The organism is Trujillonella endophytica (genome assembly GCF_900110555.1).
GTDB lineage: Bacteria > Actinomycetota > Actinomycetes > Mycobacteriales > Geodermatophilaceae > Trujillonella > Trujillonella endophytica.
The window spans coordinates 95,870-115,605 of sequence record NZ_FOEE01000005.1 but is presented as its reverse complement, the minus strand read 5'-3'; the positions used below and the strand labels follow the sequence as shown (position 1 = coordinate 115,605).

General features: G+C 76.7%; 18 protein-coding genes. 10 read left to right on the top strand and 8 right to left on the bottom strand.

Annotated elements, in window-relative coordinates:
• Positions 1-12: 12 nt before the first annotated feature.
• On the bottom strand, positions 13-1,038 hold the full coding sequence (locus BMY88_RS09680; RefSeq protein WP_091942561.1) for a class I fructose-bisphosphate aldolase: 1,026 nt from the start codon (positions 1,036-1,038) through the stop codon (positions 13-15).
• 208 nt (positions 1,039-1,246) lie between these two features.
• Between BMY88_RS09680 and BMY88_RS09675 the strand changes: the two genes are divergently transcribed.
• The 5 genes from BMY88_RS09675 to BMY88_RS09655 all read left to right on the top strand — a co-directional run bounded on the left by BMY88_RS09675 (position 1,247) and on the right by BMY88_RS09655 (position 5,582).
• Entirely contained in the window at positions 1,247-1,528 is a 282-nt protein-coding gene (locus BMY88_RS09675; protein WP_091942559.1) for a DUF1876 domain-containing protein, read from the top strand.
• A 19-nt stretch (positions 1,529-1,547) separates the two neighbouring features.
• Positions 1,548-2,951: a wax ester/triacylglycerol synthase family O-acyltransferase gene (locus BMY88_RS09670; RefSeq protein ID WP_211435581.1), complete on the top strand. Its 1,404-nt coding sequence runs from the start codon at positions 1,548-1,550 to the stop codon at positions 2,949-2,951.
• Entirely contained in the window at positions 2,948-4,297 is a 1,350-nt protein-coding gene (locus tag BMY88_RS09665; protein WP_091942555.1) for a WS/DGAT domain-containing protein, read from the top strand. The genes BMY88_RS09670 and BMY88_RS09665 overlap by 4 nt, the downstream gene beginning before the upstream one ends.
• A 146-nt stretch (positions 4,298-4,443) precedes the next feature.
• A complete protein-coding gene (locus tag BMY88_RS09660; RefSeq protein ID WP_091942883.1) occupies positions 4,444-4,671 on the top strand; it encodes a DUF1918 domain-containing protein in 228 nt (75 codons plus the stop codon).
• Positions 4,668-5,582 (top strand): universal stress protein, encoded by a 915-nt coding sequence (locus tag BMY88_RS09655; protein ID WP_170861040.1) that lies wholly within the window; start codon positions 4,668-4,670, stop codon positions 5,580-5,582. The genes BMY88_RS09660 and BMY88_RS09655 overlap by 4 nt, the downstream gene beginning before the upstream one ends.
• A 23-nt stretch (positions 5,583-5,605) precedes the next feature.
• Here the strand turns inward: BMY88_RS09655 and BMY88_RS09650 are convergent, their stop codons facing one another.
• Entirely contained in the window at positions 5,606-8,320 is a 2,715-nt protein-coding gene (locus BMY88_RS09650; protein WP_170861039.1) for a GNAT family N-acetyltransferase, read from the bottom strand.
• A 165-nt stretch (positions 8,321-8,485) separates the two neighbouring features.
• Here BMY88_RS09650 and BMY88_RS09645 point away from each other — a divergent pair, with 165 nt between their 5' ends.
• Positions 8,486-9,025: a flavodoxin family protein gene (locus tag BMY88_RS09645; protein WP_139220451.1), complete on the top strand. Its 540-nt coding sequence runs from the start codon at positions 8,486-8,488 to the stop codon at positions 9,023-9,025.
• An 82-nt stretch (positions 9,026-9,107) separates the two neighbouring features.
• Here the strand turns inward: BMY88_RS09645 and BMY88_RS09640 are convergent, their stop codons facing one another.
• From BMY88_RS09640 to BMY88_RS23800, 3 genes are all read right to left on the bottom strand, one after another.
• On the bottom strand, positions 9,108-9,506 hold the full coding sequence (locus BMY88_RS09640) for a nuclear transport factor 2 family protein (RefSeq protein ID WP_091942547.1): 399 nt from the start codon (positions 9,504-9,506) through the stop codon (positions 9,108-9,110).
• 99 nt (positions 9,507-9,605) lie between these two features.
• A complete protein-coding gene (locus BMY88_RS09635) occupies positions 9,606-10,514 on the bottom strand; it encodes an NAD-dependent epimerase/dehydratase family protein (RefSeq protein WP_091942881.1) in 909 nt (302 codons plus the stop codon).
• 63 nt (positions 10,515-10,577) lie between these two features.
• On the bottom strand, positions 10,578-11,315 hold the full coding sequence (locus BMY88_RS23800; RefSeq protein ID WP_170861038.1) for an ankyrin repeat domain-containing protein: 738 nt from the start codon (positions 11,313-11,315) through the stop codon (positions 10,578-10,580).
• A 184-nt stretch (positions 11,316-11,499) separates the two neighbouring features.
• On the opposite strand from BMY88_RS23800, the gene BMY88_RS09625 reads away from it, so the two are divergent.
• A complete protein-coding gene (locus BMY88_RS09625) occupies positions 11,500-13,269 on the top strand; it encodes a gluzincin family metallopeptidase (RefSeq protein WP_170861037.1) in 1,770 nt (589 codons plus the stop codon).
• Positions 13,270-13,281: 12 nt separating this feature from the next.
• Here the strand turns inward: BMY88_RS09625 and papA are convergent, their stop codons facing one another.
• Together papA and papB are read right to left on the bottom strand one after the other, a co-directional pair.
• Complete coding sequence (gene papA / locus BMY88_RS09620; RefSeq protein WP_139220449.1) at positions 13,282-13,641, bottom strand: freyrasin family ranthipeptide; 360 nt, start codon at positions 13,639-13,641, stop codon at positions 13,282-13,284.
• Between the two features lie 77 nt (positions 13,642-13,718).
• Entirely contained in the window at positions 13,719-14,852 is a 1,134-nt protein-coding gene (gene papB / locus BMY88_RS09615; protein ID WP_170861036.1) for a PapB family radical SAM/SPASM ranthipeptide maturase, read from the bottom strand.
• Positions 14,853-15,065: 213 nt separating this feature from the next.
• Here papB and BMY88_RS09610 point away from each other — a divergent pair, with 213 nt between their 5' ends.
• The 3 genes from BMY88_RS09610 to BMY88_RS09600 all read left to right on the top strand — a co-directional run bounded on the left by BMY88_RS09610 (position 15,066) and on the right by BMY88_RS09600 (position 16,743).
• Entirely contained in the window at positions 15,066-15,269 is a 204-nt protein-coding gene (locus tag BMY88_RS09610; protein ID WP_091942539.1) for a zinc ribbon domain-containing protein, read from the top strand.
• Between the two features lie 26 nt (positions 15,270-15,295).
• Complete coding sequence (locus BMY88_RS09605; protein ID WP_244524562.1) at positions 15,296-15,652, top strand: hypothetical protein; 357 nt, start codon at positions 15,296-15,298, stop codon at positions 15,650-15,652.
• A 95-nt stretch (positions 15,653-15,747) separates the two neighbouring features.
• Positions 15,748-16,743, top strand: coding sequence for a rod shape-determining protein (locus tag BMY88_RS09600; protein ID WP_091942537.1), 996 nt, complete (start codon positions 15,748-15,750; stop codon positions 16,741-16,743).
• Positions 16,744-16,756: 13 nt separating this feature from the next.
• Here BMY88_RS09600 and BMY88_RS09595 read toward each other — a convergent pair whose 3' ends face one another.
• Complete coding sequence (locus BMY88_RS09595) at positions 16,757-19,717, bottom strand: FtsW/RodA/SpoVE family cell cycle protein (RefSeq protein ID WP_091942535.1); 2,961 nt, start codon at positions 19,715-19,717, stop codon at positions 16,757-16,759.
• Positions 19,718-19,736: the final 19 nt, after the last annotated feature.

The following is a 19,736-nucleotide window of genomic DNA, read 5'->3' as shown; positions in this document are numbered from 1 at the left end:
CGCCGGCCGAGGTCAGGCGGTCGGCTCGCGCAGCAGCTCGTCCTCGGGCCGGTGGACGCCGCGCCGCGCCGCGCCGTTCATGGCCGCGCGGTGCAGCAGGGCGGCCCGCGCGCCCGCCTCGTCACCGGCGGCCCAGCGGCGCAGGACCGGTGCCTGCAGGGCACGCCCGAAGGAGAAGCTCAGCTCCCACGGCTGCGGGCCGCGGCGGTTGACGGCATCCAGGTTCCGGGTCGCCCGCAGGTCGCTCTGCCCGCCGGAGAGGAACAGGACCCCGGGCACCGCCGCCGGCACCGCCTCGCGCAGGACGTCGATCGTCGCGTCCGCCACCTCCTCCGGGTCCTCGGGAGCGCCGGACTCCGAGCCCGGCAGCACCATGTTCGTCTTGAGCAGGGTCGCCTCCGGGACCACCCGGTGCCGCGCCAGCTGGTCGTACACCGCCCGCAGGGTCGCCAGGCTCACCTCGGCGCACCGCCGGATGTCGTGCGGGCCGTCCATCAGCACCTCGGGCTCCACCACCGGCACGAGGCCGGCCTCCTGGGCCAGGGCCGCGTACCGGGCCAGCGCGTGGGCGTTGGTCTCCAGGCACGTCGTCGTCGGCCGTTCCGCCCCGATCCGGACGACCGCCCGCCACTTCGCGAAGCGCGCGCCGAGGAACGCGTACTCCTCCAGCCGCACGCGGAGCCCGTCGAGGCCCTCGGTCACGACCTCGTCGGCGAAGCCGGCCAGCGGCGTCGTCCCGCGGTCGACCTTGATGCCGGGCACGATGCCGGCCGCGTGGAGCACCTCGGGGAACGGCGTGCCGTCGTCGGTCCGCTGCCGGATCGTCTCGTCGGCCAGGATCACCCCGCTGATGGTGGCCGCGAGCCCCTCGGTCGTGAACAGCAGCTGCCGGTAGCCGCGCCGGCGCTCCTCGGTGTTCTCGACGCCGACCGCCGCCAGCCGACGCCCCATCGTCGGCGTGCTCTCGTCGGCGGCGAGCACCCCCCTGCCGGGCCCGGCCAGCACCTCCGCCGTCCATGCCATCGCTGCCGCGTCCATGGTGGCGCTCCTCCCCGGTCGGTCCCCTCGGCGGAAGGGTCCGGCGGCGCCCGGGCGACGTCGACGGGCCTTCGACCCCGGCCGGGGGAGGCCATCGTCCCCACGCCCGGGTCAGTGCCGAAGGTCCCCGGCGGAGGGTCCCTCCGGCCGCGGCGCCGGCGGGCACGGCGCGGTCACCGTGGAACGCCACCCACGCGAGGAGGTCGCCATGAGCACCGCCACGGACGTCCGGGCCACCTGGACCGTCTCCGTCGAGGTCGACGAGCACGACGGGCGCACGCGGGCGGTGGCCCGCCTCCAGGGCCGGGGCGGGAACTGGCTCGCCGGGATCGGCCTGGCCCGGCTGGACCCCGCCGACCGCGACGTCCCGGAGATCGGCGACGAGATCGCGGTCGCGCGGGCCCTGCGCGACCTCGGCAACCGCCTGCTCGGGGTCGCGACCTCCGACGTCGAGCGGAACACCGGCGAGCCCGCGCACCTCGTGCTCTGAGCGGCCGGCCGTGGACCGCATGAGCCCGCTGGACGCCGCGTTCCTCCAGCTGGAGGACGCCCAGCCCGGGGCGTCGCTCGCCATCGGCTCGATCGCGGTCTTCGAGGGCCCGCCGCCGGCCCGGGACGACGTCCGCGCCGCCCTCGCCGGCCGGCTGCCCCTGATCCCGCGGTACCGCCAGCGGGCCCGGCAGGTGCCGCTGGACCTCGGTCCGCCGGTGTGGACCGACGCGCGGGACTTCGCGCTCGACGACCACCTGCGCACCGCCACGCTGCCCGCGCCGGGCGGGGACCGGGAGCTGACCGGGCTGATGGGCGCGATCATGTCCACCCGCCTGGACCGGAGCCGGCCGCTGTGGGAGTACTGGCTGGTCGACGGCCTGGCCGGGGACCGGTGGGCCCTGGTCTCCAAGGTCCACCACTGCATGGTCGACGGGGTCTCGGGCACCGACCTGTACCGGGTGGTGTTCGATCCGACGCCGGAGCCCGGGCCGGGGGTGCCCGACGGCTGGCGCCCGGAACCCGAGCCGTCGGCGGCCGGCCTCGCCCTCCTGGCCGCCCGCGACCTGGCCCTCCTGCCGGCCGTGCAGGTGCGGGCCGTCGCCGGCGCGGTCCGCCACCCCGCCTCGCTGGCCCGGGCCGCCGCGGCCACCGCCCGCGGCGCGGCCGGCCTGGCGACGGCGCTGCGGCCGACCGGTGCCTCCTCCCTGACCGGCCCCCTGTCCGCGGAACGCCGCTTCGCCGTCGCCAGGGGCACGGTGGCCGACGTCTCCGCGGTCCGCCACCGGCTCGGCGGAACCTTCAACGACGTCGTCATGGCGGCCGTCACCGCCGGCCTCCGGAGCCTGCTGCTGGACCGGGGCGAGCGGCCCACCCGGCACCGCATCCGCTCCCTGGTCCCGGTCGACGTGCGCGCCCCCGGGGAGGCGGCCATCCGCGACAACCGGGTCTCCTGCATGCTCGCCGACCTGCCGGTGGACGTGGCCGACCCCGGGGCCCGCCTGGCCGCCGTCCGCGAGCTGTTCCGGGAGCTGAAGGCCGAGCACGAGGCCGAGGCCGGCGCCGTGCTGGTGCGGCTGGCCGGGCTCGAGCCCTTTCCCGTGCTCGCGCCGGGCCTGCGCCTGGTCTGGCACCTGCCGCAGCGCACCATCACCACGGTCACCACCGACGTCCGCGGGCCGGCCGAGCCGCTGTACGCGCTGGGCCGGCGCTGCGTCGAGATCCTCCCCTACGTCCCGATCGCCTCCCGGCTGCGCGTGGGGGTCGCCGTGTTCACCTACGCCGGGCAGCTGGCCCTCGGGCTGACCGGCGACGCCGACACCGCCTCCGACGTCGACCGGCTGGCACGGGGCATCGAGGTGGGCCTGGCCGAGCTGGTCGCGCTGGCGGCCGCCGGGAGCCCCGACGTGCCGGGTGCCCCGTGACCCGCCGGCGCATGGCGGTCGAGGACTCCTTCTGGCTGACCCTCGATCGACCCGAGAACCCGATGGCCGTCACCTCGCTGCTGTGGACGCACGGGGAGGTCGACCCCGGCCGCCTCCGGGCCCTGGTCCGCGGGCGGCTGCTCGACCGGCACCCGGTGCTGCGGCAGCGGCCGGTCGTGCACGACGGGCCGCTGCGCTGGGCCGCCTGGGTCGACGACGCGGACTTCGACCTCGACCGGCACGTCGTCGTCTCCCCCGCGCCGGGGGGTGGCAGCCGGGCGGCCGTGCAGCGGTTCGTCGGCGAGCAGCGCGGCACCCTCCTTGACCGGGCGCACCCGATGTGGCGGATCCACCTGCTGCAGGGCTACCAGGGCGGCAGCGCCGTGGTCGTGCGCTTCCACCACTCCATCGCCGACGGGATCCGCTCGACCCAGGCCCTGCTGGGCCTGCTGGACCCGGTGGACGCCCACCCGCCGGACCTGGCCGCGCACGTCGGGCGACCGGGGACCCCGCTCACCGGACGGGCCGCCCGGCCGGGGACCGCGGTGCTGAACACGGCGGTCGGCGCGCTGACGGTCGGGCTGTGGACCAATCCCCGGACGGCGCTCGAGGGCCGTCCGGGCGCGGCCAAGGGCGCGGCGTGGAGCGAACCGCTTCCGCTCACCGCGGTGAAGGCCCTGGCCGGCGGCACCGGGGCGACGGTCAACGACGTGTGCACCGCCCTGGTCTGCGGGGCGCTGGCCCGCTACCTCGAGCAGCTCCCGGGCGGTCCCCTCCCGCCCGACGACGACCGGGTCGCCTGGATGGTGCCGGTGAACCGGGAGCCCCCAGGCGCGACCCCGCCGCGGGACCTGGGCAACCACTTCGCGCTCGTGCTCGTCCCCCTCCCCCACGGCCGCATGCCCTTCCCCGCCCGGTTGCGGGCCGTGCACCGCGCCGTCGCGCGCATCCGCGACTCCTGGGAACCGGAGCTGACCTCCGCGCTAAGTCGGGCCGTCGCCCTGAGCCCCACCCCCGTCGGGACGGCGGTCAACCGGTTCTTCGGCGCGAAGGCCGTCGGCGTGCTGACCAACGTCCCCGGTCCGCGTGCCCCGATGGCGCTGGCCGGGGTCCCCGTGGCCGGCGTCGTCGGCTGGGCGCCGACCAGCATGCGCCAGGCCCTCACCGTCACCGTCTTCAGCTACGCGGGCCAGGTCACCATCGGCTTCGGCACCGACCGGGCCGTCGTGCCCGACGCCGACGCGCTGGTGGCCGCGCTGGCCGCCGAGTTCTCCGCCGCCGGCGCGCAGGCGGGGGTGCCGGAGGCGCCGCCTCCGGTTCGGCCGCGCCGCCGGGCCGGATCGTGACCGACGCCCCGGCGAGCGGAGACCAAGGGCACTGCGGTTCCTCCCCGCCCGGGGCGCACGGTGGTGCCCCGGCCCGCCGGTGGGCCGAGCAGCAGGGCTGCCCGGGCGACCCGGAGGGCCCCGTACCCCCATCCGAGGAGGCGGCCGTGCAGGCACAGGTCGGCCATTGGCTCGTCGTCCACGGGCGCACGCTGGATGCGCCGGTGCGCGAGGGCCTCATCGTCGGCGTGCCGCACGCCGACGGCAGCCCGCCGTACGAGGTGCGGTGGACCGACGACGAGCGGACCAGCCTCGTCTTCCCGGGAGCCGACACGACCGTCGTCCCCCACCCACCCCACGGCGCCGGGTCGCGGGCACGGACGCGGACGCGGTGACCGGCGCCGCCGACCACCGGCCGGTGGTCGTGGGCGTCGACGGCTCGCGCTCGGCCTCCGGGGCCGTCCGGGTGGCCGCGCGCGAGGCGACGCTCCGCCGGGCGCCGCTGCGGCTGGTCATGGCCCTGCCCTTCGCCGCGGGCGACGACCTCCCCGCGCCCGAGGGGCTGGACGGGCGGGCGGTGCTCCGGGTCGCCGCCGAGCTGGTGATCGACGGCCTGGAGACCGAGATCGCGCGGAGCTCCCCCGGTGTGCCGGTGACCTCCGCTCTCGTGGACGGCCCCGCTCCTGAGGTCCTCGTCGCCGAGAGCGCCGACGCCGGCCTCGTCTGCGTCGGCACGACGTCCACCGGTGGCCTGGGCGACGTCCTGCTCGGCTCGACGGCCGGGGCGCTGGCCCGCCATGCGCTCTGCCCGCTGCTCGTCGTGCCGCTGCGCCTCACCACGACCGTTCCCGAGCCCTCCGGTGTGGTGGTGGGCCTCGCCGGGGACGACGGCGACGACGCGCTGCTCGCGTTCGCGCTGCGGGCGGCGGCCGACCGCGGCAGCGCGGTGGTCGCGGTGCACACCTGGCGGCACACGGCGCCCGGGCTGCTGCACCTGGGCCTGGAGCCCCTGGTCGACGAGGTCACCGCCCAGCACCGGGAGGAGGCGCTGCTGGCCGACGTCGTCGACCGCGCCGGTCCGCTCCCGGCGCAGGTGCACCGGGTGGTCCGCCGGGGCGGGGCCGCCGGGACGCTGATCGCCGCCGGGCTCACCGCCGAGCTGCTCGTCGTGGGGCACCGGCACGACCGCGGGGGGCACCTCCGGTCGGTCACGTCCGCCGTCCTGCACCGCGCGGCCTGCCCGGTCGCCGTCCTCCCGCTCGGCACCGCCGTCCCGCCGGCCGCCCGGGCCGATCGGTCGGCCTAGCCCCCGAGCGACCCGGTCCGCCGTCAGCCGGCCGGGGGGACGACGCGGCCGCGCACGTCCAGGGCCAGGCAGCCGGCGGCGTCGACCCGCAGCGGGTTGATCTCGACCTCGGCGAGCTCGGGGAGGACGTCGACCAACCAGCCGATCCGGCGCAGGCAGCCGGCGACACCGGCGCGGTCCAGGGCGGCCCCGTGCGGCGGGGCGAACAGCCCGGTGCCGGTGAGCACGTCGTCGGCGTCGGCGGTGGAGAGGGGCGCCAGGCGGTGGACGCGGTGGCCGAGGGCGTCCGCGGCCCGGCCGCCAGGGCCCAGGGCGACCACCGCACCGGCGGACGGATCCCGCACCCCGCCGACGAGGAGTTCGTCGGCCGGGGCCACCACCGGCTGCACGATCGCCCCCCTCCAGTCGTCCCCGGCCTGGGCCGCCCAGGCCTCGACGACCGCGGAGACCTCGGCCGGATCGGCCACCGGCAGCCGGAGGAGGCCGGCGTCGGCCTTGTGCACGACCCCCCGGACGACGCCCTTCACCGCCACCGGGCCCCCGGCGCGCGCGGCGGCCGCGGCGGCCTCGGCCGGGCTGCGCGCCCACCAGGTGACGGCCATGGGCAGGCCCGCGGCGGCGCACAGCGCGGCCGCCTCGTCGGGCAGCAACCAGTCACCACCGGGGGCACGCGCCAGCAGGCCCGCGACGACGGCGCGCGCGGCACGGACGTCGACGCCGCCGGGCGCCTCCGGAACGCCGGTCGGCCGGGCGAGCCAGTCCCGGCGGGCGACCGCGGCGGCGAGGGCGTGCGCCGCGACGGGCGCGTCGGCGACGGAGATCACGAACCCCCCGCCGGGCAGGTCCAGGCGCTCCAGCGCCGTGGCGCGGCCGACGCGGACGTCGACGACGGGGGCGCCCCCCGCAGCGGCCGCGCCGGCGAGCACCCCCGGGCCGGGGTCGCCCACCCCGGTCGGGAGGGTCGCGGTGATCACCGCGGCGACGGCCGGGTGCGCCCGCAGCACGGCGAGCGCCGCACCGAACGCCTCGGCCGTGACGGCGGCGCCGGTGTCCACGGGATTGCCGGTGGCGGCCAGCGGCGGGAGCACGTCGGCGAGCCGCCGCCGGAGGTCCGGTGGCAGCGGATCGATCCCCAGGCCGGCCGACGTGCAGGCGTCGGCCAGCAGCACACCCACCCCGCCGGCATTGGTCAGGAGGGCCACGGTCCCGGGGCGCGGCAGCGGCTGCCCGCGCAGCAGCCCCACCGCCGCGGCCAGCGAGGTCAGGTCCGGCGCGGTCTGGATGCCGGCGGCCAGGGCCGCGGCCCCCCGCACGACGGCCGGGGTGGCCGCCCGTGCCGTGTGGGAGGCGGCGGCCCGGGCGCCGGCCCCCGACGTGCCCGAGGCGACCGACAGCACGGGAACGCGCCGGGCCAGGTGGGCCGCCGTCCGGACCAGGCTGCGGAGATCGGGCTCGGACTCGGCGTAGAGCACGACCAGGTCCGTGCCGGCGTCCTCGTCGAACCAGGCCAGCACGTCCCGCATGCCGACGTCGTAGGCGTCCCCGATGGCCACCCCGGCCGACATGCCGAGGCCCAGCCGCTGCCAGGACGACAGCGCCGCGATCGCGATCCCGCCGGACTGCGCGACCAGCCCGAGGTCGCCGGCCGGCGGCACCCGCCCGGCGAACGACGCCACCAGGGCGCCCATCGGCCCGTGGACCGCCAGCCCGAGGCTGTTCGGCCCGACCAGGCGCATGCCGTGGCGGTCGCCGAGCTCGCGGAGCCGCTCCCGGCTCCCGGGCACGCCGGCGAGACCGCCGCTGAGCACGAGGACACCGCCCACCCCCGCCGAACCGCAGGCGCCCACCACGTCGCACACCTGCGCGGCGGGCACGCAGACGACGGCGAGGTCGACCGGGCCGGGCACCGATCCGATGTCGGGCAGGCAGGGCACCCCCTCCAGCTCGACTCCGCCGGACCCGCCGGCCGCGGGGTTGACGGCGTGCACCGGCCCGAGGAACCCACCGACACGCAGGCTGCGCAGCACGGACCGGCCCACCGAGGCCTCGCGGCGGCCGGCGCCCACCACGGCGACCGACCGGGGCCGCAGGACCGGTCGCAGGCTGGCGGCCGCGGCCGTCCGGTACCGCTGCTCGGCGGCGTCGAGGTAGCGCTGCCCGGGGTGCAGGGCCACCTCGATCCGCGTGGCCGTTCCCTCCCGGGACCTCTCCACGGGCATGCCGAGGTCGGTGAGGACCCGCAGCATGGGCCCGTTGTCGGCCAGGACGTCGGCGACGAACCGGTCGATGCCCAGCCGGCCCGCGATGACCGCGAGGCGCTCCAGCAGGGCCGTGGCCACCCCGTCGTGCCGCGCCGCGGCGTCGACGACCACCGCCACCTCCGCCCGCCCCGGACCGCACGGCAGGAGCTGCACGGCGCCGACGAGCCGCCCGCGGACCCGCGCTCCCAGCGTGTGGTCCCCGGACCCCGCGGCCAGGGTTCGCCGCACGTACCGCTCCAGGCCCGTGGGGTGCAGCGTCGCAAAGCGCAGGTAGGTGTCCCGCTCGCCGAGGCGTCGGTGCAGGTCCAGCAGCTCGTCCGCGTCGCCGGCCGCGAGCTCGACCAGCACCGCCGGCGTGCCGCCGCGCAGCAGGACCCGCTCCGTACGGCCCACCGCGGCGGGCGGGGCGTCGGTGGGCGGGGCCTCGCCCTCGGAGGACGGCGGACGGGTGGCCCTCGTCGAGGTCGTCTCCGGCACGGCTTCAGCCTCGGATCCCGCGGGGCCCTCCCTCAGGGCCGAAGGGCCCGACGACGGCGGTCCAAGGGCGGTCCCGGCCGCGCCCTTCGCCCGTCCTGGTCCCCGGTCCGGGCCGCCTAGCGTCGGACCCCACCGAGATCCCGATCCACGAGGTGGTGAGCCGGCATGGCCCGTGCCCTGATCGTCTTCGAGTCCGTGTTCGGTGACGCCCGGACGATCGCCCGGGCGATCGCCGACGGGTTGTCCGGCAGCGTCCAGGTCGACGTCGTCGCCGCGGCCGACGGCCCCGCCGAGATCGGACCCGACGTCGACCTGCTCGTCGTCGGCGGGCCGAACCACGGCCTGTCCATGCCGCGGCCCTCCACCCGGGAGGGGGCCGTCAAGCAGTACGGGGGGGAGATCCCCGACACGAGCCGGGGGCTGCACGAGTGGCTCGAGGCGGTCCGCGTTCCGCACTCCGGCACCCGGGCCGCGGCCTTCGACACCCGCAGCGACCACCCGAAGCTGCTGGTGAAGATGGACCGCGCATCCAGGACGGAGGAGAAGCTGCTCCGCGGCCACGGCCTGCCGCTCCTCGCGCCCGCCGAGCACTTCTACGTCACCGACGCGAAGGGCCCGCTGGCCGACGGCGAGGAGGACCGCGCGCGGCGCTGGGGGGCGGACCTGGCGCAGGCGCTGGCCGCCCAGCCGGCCGGGCGCGGCTGAGCCGGGTCGTGCTCCCGGCCGGCAGCGGGCTGCCGACCGCCGGATCCCGCTGCTGCGGCTGGTGCCCGACGCCGACGGCTCCTCAGCCGCCGGCGGCCAGCAGCCGGCCCATGTGCTCGTGCACGGCCTGGATCCCCTTCAGGGGGCGCAGCATCACGCGGAACTCGACGATCCGGCCCGCGCCGTCGCACCGGATGATGTCGACGCCGTTCACGTACCTGCCCGCCAGGCTGGTCTCGAACTCGAGCACCGCGGTGTCCCCGGCGAGCACCTGCTTCGTGTAGCGGAAGGCGCCTCCGGCCTCGCCGACCAGCGTCGCGGCCGCCGCCTCGAGGTACTGCGTCGTGACGGCCTTGCCGCGCTGCGGCGTGTACACCACCGGCGAGTGGAAGACGACGTCGTCGGCGAGCAGCCCGTCGAGGCCACCGGGCAGCTCCCCGGCCAGGTGCCGGTGCCAGCGGGCGATCACGTCGTCGATCACGGAGCCTCCTCGTCGTCCCCAGCGGTGCGCGGTCGCACCCTGGCACGGATCCTGCCCCCGGACGACGCCGCGCCGTGAGGCCGGGCACGCCGGCCGGGGTCACGGACGCGGCGCCAAGCCCCGCCGCAGCTCGTCGAGCGCCCGGTCCAGACCGACCCGCGGCGCCCAGCCCCACCCGCGCGCCCGGCCGGTCAGCAGCTGCCCGGTCCACACCGGCTCGTCGGTCCACTCGGGCGCGACGCCCAGCGCGTCCGCCACCGTGCCGAGGTAGTCACGCCAGGTCGCCGGCTCGCCCGCGACGAGGACCGGTGTCGCGCCACCGGCCACCGGACCGCGCTCCGGATCGTCGGCGGTCGCCACCGCGCCCGCGGCGACGTCCGCGAGGAGGGCCGCCAGGTCGTCGACGTGCACCCACGGCCACGTCTTCGCCGGGTTCGCCCGCCGGTCGCCGTCGCGGACGGCCCGGGGGCGCAGCGAGTTCCAGACCGAGGTGTCGCCCGGGCCCAGGATCGCCGGCGGCCGGACCAGGACGGTCGTGAGCCCGCCGACCCCGGCGAGCGCGGCGTCGGCGGCGTTCTTCGTGTCCGCGTAGGCACCGCTGCCCTCGGGCAGCAGGGCGCCGTCCTCGGCGATGTCCCCGACGCCGGCCGAGCGGTCGTACACCGCGGCCGTGGACACGTGCACGAGCCGGGCCACGCCCGCGTCCCGGGCGGCCCGGGCGAGCTGCGCGGTCCCCTCCGCTCCCACCCGCGCCTGCACCTCCCGGGACGAGCCCATCGGGTGGACGGTGGTGATCACCGCGTCGGCACCCCGGGTCACCGCGCGGGCCAGGGCGTCGTCGGCGAAGTCGCCGACGTGCTCGGTGACGCCGTCGAGGGCGGGCGCGCTGCCGGCGCGGCGGACGACGGCGCGCACCTGCGCCGACCGCTGCGCCAGCGCCCGGCACACGGCGGTGCCCACCAGCCCGTTCGCACCGGTCACGACGACGACGGGAGCGGAGTCGACCATGCCGTCCACCCTGCCAGCGACCGCGCGCCGCCGCGCCCGGTCGCCGTCGGTGGGACCGGGCGCCTAGGCGGTGAACCCCAGCTCCGTGAGCATGGGGGCGGCGAGCGAGCCGGGCGCGATGGACCCCAGCGGGGTCCGGCCCTCGGCGTTCCGGACGTTCGGATCGGCTCCGGCGTCGAGGAGCACCTGGATGCAGTCCCGCCCGTTGTCCAGGTCGATGGCGTCGTCGACGTACCGCACCAGGCCGAACATCGCGGTCTCGCCGTGCGGCGAGGGCAGGTCCACGTCGGCGCCGTTCGCGACCAGCTCGGCGAGGACCGCCGGGCGGACCGCGGTGCTCAGGTCCCCCTGCACGGCGACCATGAGCGCCGTCTGGCCGAACACGTCCTGGGCGTCGATGCGCGCGCCGGCCCGGACCAGGGGCTCGACGGACTGGAACGGCACGCCGCCGCGGTGGAACGGGATGTCCACCAGCCACATCAGGACCGTCCTGTCCCGGACGTCGGCGATGGTCGGGTCGGCGCCGTGCTCCAGCAGCAGCAGCACGGAGTCGCGCCCGCGACCGCTCGCGGCCGTGATCAGCGCCGTCTCCCCCAGCGCCGCCTGCAGGTCGACGGCGGCCCCGGCGTCCAGCAGCACCCGCATCACCTCGACGGCGCTGCGCATCGACGCCGTCATGAGCGCCGTGCGCCCGCCCGGGGACCGGGCGTCGACCTGCGCCCCCCGCCGGAGGGCGTCGCGCGCGGCCGCCACGTTCCCGCGCTCGGCCGCCGCGTGCAGGTCCGCGTCCGGATCGGACATTCCGCTCTCCTCGGTGGAGACGCGGCCGGAACGAGCGGCTGCCCGTCCTCGGGCCACTGGAGATGCTGGCAGACCGGCCGACCGGGGTCGAGGGTCTCGAGCCCGGTCGCGGAAGGCCCCTCGGGGCAGCCAGCCGTGGCAGGGTGTCCGTCGTCGAACGCGTCCCCCGAGCGAGGAGGGGGCCATGGGCGAGACCTCGAAGCCGATGGCGCTGTTCCTGCAGGACCCGTCGCTGCCCGACCTGCATGCGGACTTCGACTTCGCCACCACCGGCGACTTCCTCGAAGGTGCCGGATCCAGCCGGTTCTGCGTCCGCGACGAGCCGGCCGCCGACCCGGACGTCGGCCTCCGCGTCGCCGCGCAGCTGGGCCTGCATCCCGTCGGGATCCCGCCGATGGTGCCGACCCTGGACTGGGCCGCGGAGGACCTCTCCTTCGCGCGGTTCGAGCGCGAGGGGCTCGTCGACAACGCGCAGTTCCACCAGGTCAACGTCTTCGCCGTGTGCACCAGCGTGCTGCAGATGATCGAGGAGGAGCTGGGCGGTGCCGTGACCTGGCAGGGCGGGGGGCCGCTGGTCATCCGGCCGCACGCCGTCCCCCGGCTCGACGCCTTCTACGACCCGCAGGCGCCCTCCCTGAACTTCGGCTTCGCCTCCTCCCCCTGGCGGCCCGGCCAGGTCTGGACCTGCCTGTCGCACGACGTCGTGTCCCACGAACTGGGCCACGCGGTCCTGGCCACCATCCGGCCGGGCTTCACCCTCAAGCCGCACGTCGACTCCGCCGCCCTGCACGAGTCGTTCGCCGACCTCGTCACGCTCTTCTCGGCCCTGCGCCACGAATCGGTCGTCCGCAGGGTGTTCGAGGAGTCCGGCGGCGACCTGCGGCGGCCGAGCGTGATCACCCGGGGGGCGGAGGAATGGGGCGTCGCCAAGAAGGGCGCGGGGTTCCCCTACTCGCGCTCGACGCTGGAGGTCCTGCCGTACCGGGACGCGCCCCCCGACGCCCACACCCGGTCCCTGGTCTGGACCGGCGCGGTCTACGAGCTGATGGTCCGGTTGCACGAGGCCGCGCGGCCGGCCGCCGGGCCCCGAGGCGCGCGGCCGGCCAAGCGCCGTGCCTTCGACGACTTCGTGACGTCGGTGCAGGACGCCGCACGCTGGACCCGGGGCATGGTGTTCCGGGCCCTGCACTACCTGCCGCCCACGGCGACGACCCTGCCCCTGCTCGCCCGGCTGGTCGCCGAGGCGGACGCGCGGGTCTTCCCGGACGACAGCCGGTTCCGCGACATCGCCCGCGAGGTCTTCACCGAGCGCGACCTCTGGGACGACGACCTCGTGCTCACCCCTCCACCGCTGGAGGTGGACCTCGAGCCCCTGCTCGGCGCCGACTCGGCGACGCTCACCCGCGCCGTGCTCGGGCAGGCCGACGCCCTCGGCATCCCCCGCGGGATCGGTGCCCGGATCCTGGCTCCCACGCTCGTCAGCACCACCCGGCGGGTGGACCGGGTGACGGACGCCGCCGGCGTCGCGGGCATCCGGGAGATGACCGAGCGGTACCTCTGCTACGGCTACGAGGTGCCGGTCGCCGTTCCGGTCCGCCTGGACGGCGGGGTCCTCGACGTCCACGTGCCGCTGACCTTCGGCGGCACCCTGGTCCTGGACGACCGGTGGCGGCCGCTGCTGCTGGCCACCGACCCGGGCCCCACCCCCGCCGACCGGGAGACCCCGTTCCCGTACCTCGTCGCGGTGGCGCGCGGCATCCGCGACTTCCAGGCCCTGGTGTCCGGGATGCTCCGCGGCGGTCGCGCCGGCGGCTTCGAGGCCGACGCGAACGCCGGCGTCGTCGCCTCCCTCCGGCACGTCTGCCACTTCTCCGACCACGTTCGCGCCGTGCAGGCCCCGCCGTCGCCGTTCGACTTCGCGCCCCTGGGCTCGCAGCCGCTCCTGCCGGAGTGAGCGGGAACCGGATCAGGCCTCTTCGACGATGTGGTAGTCGTGCGTGATGCAGAAGTCGAGGGCGTCGCACCGGTTACACAGGTCGCGGCTGTCGCAGAGGATGCAGATGTCGCCCGGGTGGCAGTAGGACCGCAGGGTGTTCGAGTTCGGGGACGTCAGCCTCAGCCGTTCCAGCGACTGCACGAGGTTCGGCGACAGCGTCACCCGGACGCCGTGCTGGGCCTGCAGGTCCTTGATGATCTGGTCGAGGCTCGGGGTGTTGAGCTCCTCGCGGACCTTCTCCGCCCCCTTCTCGGCGACCTCGTGCTCGAGGTCGGCGTTGCTGCGCACGCGTCCGGCCTTGTTGCGCGGCCCGTTCTCTCCGTCAGGCACGGCCACCCTCCCTTGTCCTGAACGACCCCCGCCGGCCGCTCCGGCGGGTCCTCGAGTGCGTCGGGGTGCTCCTCGGGTCAGCCGGCCCGTGCGGCCAGGTACTCGTGGACCTGGGTGAGCACCTCCAGCTTGATCTGCTCCAGCCGCCCCGGGACGGACGGCGGCTGCGTGGGATCCCCCGTGACGAACTCGTTGATGGCCATGCAGGACCCGCCGCAGACGCCCTGGATCAGGCAGTCGCCGCACGCGCCCGTCTCCCCCGGGCTCCCCACGAACGCGTGGCAGCCCTTCTTCGACGACGCGCGGTTCGCCATCACGTAGTGCATCCGCCGGTCGGCATCGATCCCCGTGAAGACCGAGCCGAGCCGCACGTGCTCGGACTTGGAGAAGTAGCCCGGGAACCGGTGGCACGGGTACAGGTCCCCGAACACGTTGACGAAGACGAACGAGGTGGCGGCGCCGCAGCCGTACTCCCGGTTCCCCGCGCAGATGGAGAGCGGTTCCTCCTCGTCCAGGCTGTCGATCCCCTTGATCGACACCGGGGCGCCGGCCAGCCGCTCCCGGATGTAGAGCGCGCCGACGCGCTGCCACTGCGCGGCGAACTCGGCGAAGTGCGCCGGCGTCCACTCCTGCTCGGCGACCGGGCTGGTCGCGATGTCCCGGATGCCCAGGCCCAGCAGCTCCTCGACGCTCGCGGAGAGGTACTCGACGGTCATCGGGGAGATGGTCAGGCGGACCTTGAAGTGCGGCGCCTGCATGAGCCGGGGCAGGTTCTCGAGGATCTTCCGGTAGGAGCCCCGGCCGTCGAGGTACCGGCGGAACCGGTCGTGGGCCTGCTCGTTGCCGTCGATGCTCAGCATCGTCGCGATGTCGTGCCCGGTGATCAGGTCCAGCATCTGCGGGGTGAACCGCGTGCCGTTGGTCGTCATGGAGAAGGTGACCTGCTTGCCGCACGCCGCCGCGCGCCGCGTCGACTCGCGGCAGATGTGGTCGATCAGGTCTCCCCGCAGCGTGGGTTCGCCACCGAAGAGGTTGATGTGCCAGTCGGTGGACTCGGGCGCGCTGTCGGCGGCCAGCAGGTCCAGCGCCCGGTCGACGATCTCCGGGGTGATCGCGACCGGCTCCTTCTCGTAGAAGTAGCAGTAGGAGCACGCCAGGTTGCAGGCGTCGGTCACCTGGAGGGAGAGGGCCGAGAGGTGGGGCGTGGACACCCGCGGAGTCAGCTCGACGAGTACCGGCTCACGAGACGCCGACCGGGTCATGAGACCCCCCAAGGCAGCAGGTGGCGGAGAGGCTAGGACCGCCCCGGAGGCAGCGTCAAGGCATCTGCGCGGCGTCGGCGTGCGCCGACGTCGGCGTCCGTCCCGGCCCTCCGGGCCCCGCTCCACCGCGCGGTCGCCGGACCCGCTGCCTACGGTGGCGGGATGTTCTTCCTCTTCGGCTTCGGCACCAAGGAACGGGACCTGGGGCCGGGGGAAGTCCGCACCTGCCCGAACTGCGGGAACACCACGCCGTGGCGGCGGGTGCGCGTGGCCACGCAGTTCACCGTCTTCTTCGTCCCGCTCGCCCGGTGGGGACGGCGGACACTGGAGGTCTGCGGGATCTGCGGCGCGACCGTCCAGGTCTGAGTGCACGGAGCCGAGAGGAGCACGGGATGTCGACCGACCGGCCCGACCCGGGCGAGTTCATCGAGCGGGCGCAGCAGATGCTGCGCGAGCTGTTCGGCGGTGCGTCGGCCGCCGGGCCGTGGGGGGCGGCCCCCGGAGCGGGACAGCCCGCCGCGCCCCGGGGCGCGCGGGAGCCCAGCCCCGCCGAGCAGCGGGAGAACCTCACGTTCGCGCTCGCGACGCGGGCCGTGGAGGCGATCGAGGACCTGGCGTTGAACGTCGCCGCGATCCGCCAGCGCCTCGAGCGTCTCGACGGGCGGGCAGCCGCGCCCGCCGAGGGCGGGGAGCGGCCCCGGGGCGGAGCCGAGGGACCGGACGGGGAGCCCGGCACTCCGCCGGCCTGACGGTCGCCGGCCCCCCTGCCGGCGGCGCGCCGGGGAGCCTGGACCGGGCGCCGCGGCGACCCCAGACTGGGTCGCCCGCGCGTCAGGAGACCGGCATGGATCTCGGCATCGACCTGGGCACCGCGAACACCGTGGTGAGCGACCCCCGCCGCGGCATCGTCTTCGACGAGCCGAGCGTCATGATGCTGGCCCAGGGCGCGCGCCGGCCGCGCGTGCTCGCGGTGGGCAGGGAGGCGGCGGACCTGCTCGGCCGCGCCCCGTCCGGGTTCGTGGCCGTCCGGCCGCTGCACGACGGGGTGGTCACGGACCTGGAGACCGCCCGGCTCTACCTGCGGGCGGTCCTGCAGCGGGCCGGCCGGCACGCGTGGACCCCGACGCGCGCCGTGATCGGCGTGACCGCCGACTCCTCGCCGCTGGAGAACCGCGCGCTCGTCGAGGCCGCGGAGGAGGCCGGGATCCGCCCCGTGACAGCGCTGGACAACGCGGTCGCGGGGGCGGTGGGCTGCGGCCTGGACCCGCTGGAGCGGCGGGTCCACATGGTCGTCGACGTGGGCGGCGGCACGGCCGAGGCGGTCGCGTTCTGCTTCGGCGGGGTGCTCGCGCACCGGACGGCGAAGGTGGGCGGCGACCAGATGACGGTGGCCGTCGCGCGGTACCTGCGCGAGCAGCACCAGCTGCACGTCGGCGAGCTCGAGGCGGAGCGGGTCAAGATCCTCGCCGGGGCCGGGGCCGGGGCCGGGGACAGCGAACCGGTGGTCGTGCAGGGCCGCGACGGAGTCTCCGGCCGGGCGCGGCTGGCGACCGTGCCGGCCGCGGAGCTGGCGGCCGCCGTGCGCCCGGTCGTCGGCGACGTCCTGCGGACCCTGACCGCCTGCCTGGACGACCTCCCCCCGCAGGGGCTGGCCGACGTGCTGGCCGAGGGCATGCTGGTGTTCGGCGGGGGCTCGCTGGTGCACGGCTTCGCCGACGAGCTGGAGCGAGAGCTCGGCCTGCCGGTCAAGCTCGCCGAGGAGCCCCTGACGTGCGTAGCCGAGGGCGCCGCGCGGGCGCTGCGCAACCGCCCGCTGCTGGCCGCGTACGGGCGCGGCTGACGCTACCGACGCGTCAGGGCGCCTGGACCGGGCCGGTGCCGAGCACGGCCGGCGCGTTGCCGAGGTAGAAGCGCAGGCCGGAGGCGACCACCGCCGACGCGCTGTTCCCGCCGGTGCCCGGCCCCTGAACCAGCGCCGTCATCACGATCTCCGGGGCCTCCATCGGGGCGACCGCGGACATCCAGTTGTCGTACTGGTCGTCGGGCAGGCTGCCGTCCTGCGCCGTGCCGGTCTTGGCGCCGACGGTGACGCCGAAGGTGGCGACCCGGCTCCCCGTCCCGCCGGCCACGACCTCGATCATCCCCTCGCGCACCGGCCCCAGGTCCGCTGCCAGCGGCACCGGCGTCACGGCCGGGGCGGGCAGCGCGGTGAACGCCGCCGACGCCGTCCCCGCGCCGGTGCCGATCGCCATGGCCAGGCGCGGCCGGACCAGGTTCCCCGTGGCCACGGCGGCCGTCCACAGGGCGTTCTGCAGGGGCGTCACCGTCAGCTCGCCCTGGCCGATGCCGAGGATGACGGTGGAGCCGCCGTACCACGTGCCCCCGGCGGCCTCGACCGACTCCGGGGTGCCCAGGTATCCCCCCGACTCCCCCGGCAGGTCGATCCCGGTGGGTCGCCCGACGCCCAGCCGCTGGGCGGTGTCGATGATCGCCTCGGGCCCCAGCGCGACCGCGAGCTTGTAGAAGTACACGTCGTTGGAGACGGCGATCGCCTCCACCATGTTCATCGGGCCCATCGGCCGCCAGTTGTTGAACACGTGGCCGCCGTACAGGAACGAGGCGCCGGTGGGCACGACCTGGTCGGGCCGCCAGACCGGGTGCGCCTGGTTGGCGGCGGCCACGACGAGCTTGAACGTCGAGCCGGGCGGGAGCGCCGCCTGCGTGACGTGCTCGAGCATCGGCGAGCCCGGTGCGGTGCTGGCCGCCTGCAGCGCGGCCGTGTCGATCGGCGGCCCGTACAGGTTGTTGTCGAACGAGGGCGTGCTCGCGAGGGCGAGCACCTGCCCGGTCCGCGGATCCATGGCCACGGCGGCACCGATCCGGCCCGCCGGCCGAGGCTGGGCGCGGACGGCCGCGGCCAGGTCGGCGTCCAGCCGGCGCTGCAGGCCCAGGTCGAGCGAGAGCCGCAGGGCCGCCCCGGCCACCGGCTCCCGGCGCTCGCCGAGCGCGACCGGCACCCCGCTCGGGTCCACGTAGAGGCACTGCCGCCCGGCGACGCCGCGGAGCACGGCGTCGTACTCCTGCTCCAGCCCGGCCCGGCCGACGACCTCGCCCGGCAGCAGGCCGGGCCAGCGCTCCTCGTCCTCGGGCGTGGCCACGCCGACGAAGCCGAGCACCGGGCCGAGCAGCGCGCCGTGCGGGTACGCGCGGCGCGGTTCGGGGACGACGAAGACGCCGGGGATCGCAGCCGACCGGACCGCGTCGCCGACGCCCCGGGGCACGTCGGCCACGGGCAGGGCGAGAGTGGTGTCGGCAGCCGCCCCGATCGGGGCGTGCAGGTCCGCCGGGAGGCGGCCGGCCAGCGCGGCGAGCCGGTCCACGTCGGCCGGCCGGGCGCGCAGCAGGGCGGGCACGACGAGGACCCGGTCCACGCCGGCGCCGACGTCCGCGGCGTCCAGCGCGAGCGGCTCGTCGTGGCGGTCGGTGATCGGGCCGCGGGAGGCGGGCAGGGAGAAGCAGCGGGTCATCTGCTCGTCCCCGACGACCTGCAGCTCCTCCCCCTCGGTGGTCTGCAGCCGCCAGCCGTAGAGCCCGAACGACAGCAGCAGGATCGACAGCGCGGCCGCGGCGAGCCGCACCAGCCGCGGGCGCGGGGAGCGGCGGCCCGGTGGCGCCCACAGCCGCCGGCGGGCGCCGTCGCGGCGGACGGCCAGGACCACGCCGATCGCGGCCAGGTGGACGACGAGCGCCGTCCCGCCGTAGCTCAGGAGCGGGAACGGCACCCCGGCCAGGGGCAGCAGCCCGAGGTTGGCGCCCACCGAGATGACCGTCTCGACGCCCAGCAGGAGCGCCAGCCCTCCGGCGACGAGCGCCCCGTGCGGCGTCCGCGAGGTCCGGCTGGCCAGCGCGAGGCGCCAGACGAGGAGGATCGCCGCGAGCACCACTCCGGCGCCGGCCACCAGGCCCCACTGGCCGACCAGGCTGGCCAGGGCCAGGTCCGTGTCCCGCTCGGGCAGGTACTGCGCGCGCAGCAGCCGCAGCGGATCGTCGGAGTTGCCGAACAGGCCACCGGAGCCGACGGCGATGTGCGCCTGGCGCACGGCCCAGCCCGAGCCGGTCGGGGACTCGTGCGCGCCGACCAGGAAGCTGCCGAGCCGGGACACCTGGTAGGGCCGCAGGAGGCTGATCAGCAGCGGGGCGGAGATGGCCGTGGCGGCGGCCAGGGGCGCGAGGAAGCGCATCGGCACGCGCCCGATGACGAGCATGCCCGCGGTGAGGACGATCAGGAGCATCGAGGTGCTCAGGTCCGGCTGGAGCAGCGTGAGCCCGATGGGCACGGCCGCCAGCAGCAGGGCGAGCAGGAACCGCCGCCAGGCCGGCCGGGCCCCGCCCAGGACGGCGGCCAGCACGAGCAGCAGCCCGAGCTTGGCCAGCTCCGACGGCTGGAAGGTGAGCGACCCCACCGCGATCCAGCGGGTCGCCCCGTTCGCCGACAGACCGACCGCCAGGACGCCGGCGAGGAGCACCACGGCCGCCAGGTACGCCAGCCACGCCAGCACGCCGAGGAACCGGACGCGGACCCGCCAGAACACCGCCAGCGCGAGCACCCCGGCGGCGGCGATGAGGGCCTGCCGGGCGGCGAGCTCCCGCTCGCCGATCAGGTAGAGGTTGGCCAGCCCGAGCCCCACCAGCGCCAGGGCCGCGACGACGGCGAGCAGGTCGAAGGCGGCGCTGCGGCGGTCGCGGCGCTCCTGCCGGGTCGGCCGCCGCCCCCCGCCCGTCCGCGGCGACACGGCCGGTCCGGTGCCCGACATGGCGACTCCTCTCCGGCAG

What these genes read in the sequence shown, in the direction of transcription:
- BMY88_RS23800 (WP_170861038.1), bottom strand. Translation starts at nt 11,315, where the DNA reads ATGTCCGATCCGGACGCGGACCTGCACGCGGCGGCCGAGCGCGGGAAC.
- BMY88_RS09610 (WP_091942539.1), top strand. Translation starts at nt 15,066, where the DNA reads ATGTTCTTCCTCTTCGGCTTCGGCACCAAGGAACGGGACCTGGGGCCG.
- BMY88_RS09670 (WP_211435581.1), top strand. Translation starts at nt 1,548, where the DNA reads ATGAGCCCGCTGGACGCCGCGTTCCTCCAGCTGGAGGACGCCCAGCCC.
- BMY88_RS09675 (WP_091942559.1), top strand. Translation starts at nt 1,247, where the DNA reads ATGAGCACCGCCACGGACGTCCGGGCCACCTGGACCGTCTCCGTCGAG.
- BMY88_RS09625 (WP_170861037.1), top strand. Translation starts at nt 11,500, where the DNA reads ATGGGCGAGACCTCGAAGCCGATGGCGCTGTTCCTGCAGGACCCGTCG.
- BMY88_RS09635 (WP_091942881.1), bottom strand. Translation starts at nt 10,514, where the DNA reads ATGGTCGACTCCGCTCCCGTCGTCGTCGTGACCGGTGCGAACGGGCTG.
- BMY88_RS09645 (WP_139220451.1), top strand. Translation starts at nt 8,486, where the DNA reads ATGGCCCGTGCCCTGATCGTCTTCGAGTCCGTGTTCGGTGACGCCCGG.
- BMY88_RS09595 (WP_091942535.1), bottom strand. Translation starts at nt 19,717, where the DNA reads ATGTCGGGCACCGGACCGGCCGTGTCGCCGCGGACGGGCGGGGGGCGG.
- BMY88_RS09600 (WP_091942537.1), top strand. Translation starts at nt 15,748, where the DNA reads ATGGATCTCGGCATCGACCTGGGCACCGCGAACACCGTGGTGAGCGAC.
- BMY88_RS09680 (WP_091942561.1), bottom strand. Translation starts at nt 1,038, where the DNA reads ATGGACGCGGCAGCGATGGCATGGACGGCGGAGGTGCTGGCCGGGCCC.
- BMY88_RS09605 (WP_244524562.1), top strand. Translation starts at nt 15,296, where the DNA reads ATGTCGACCGACCGGCCCGACCCGGGCGAGTTCATCGAGCGGGCGCAG.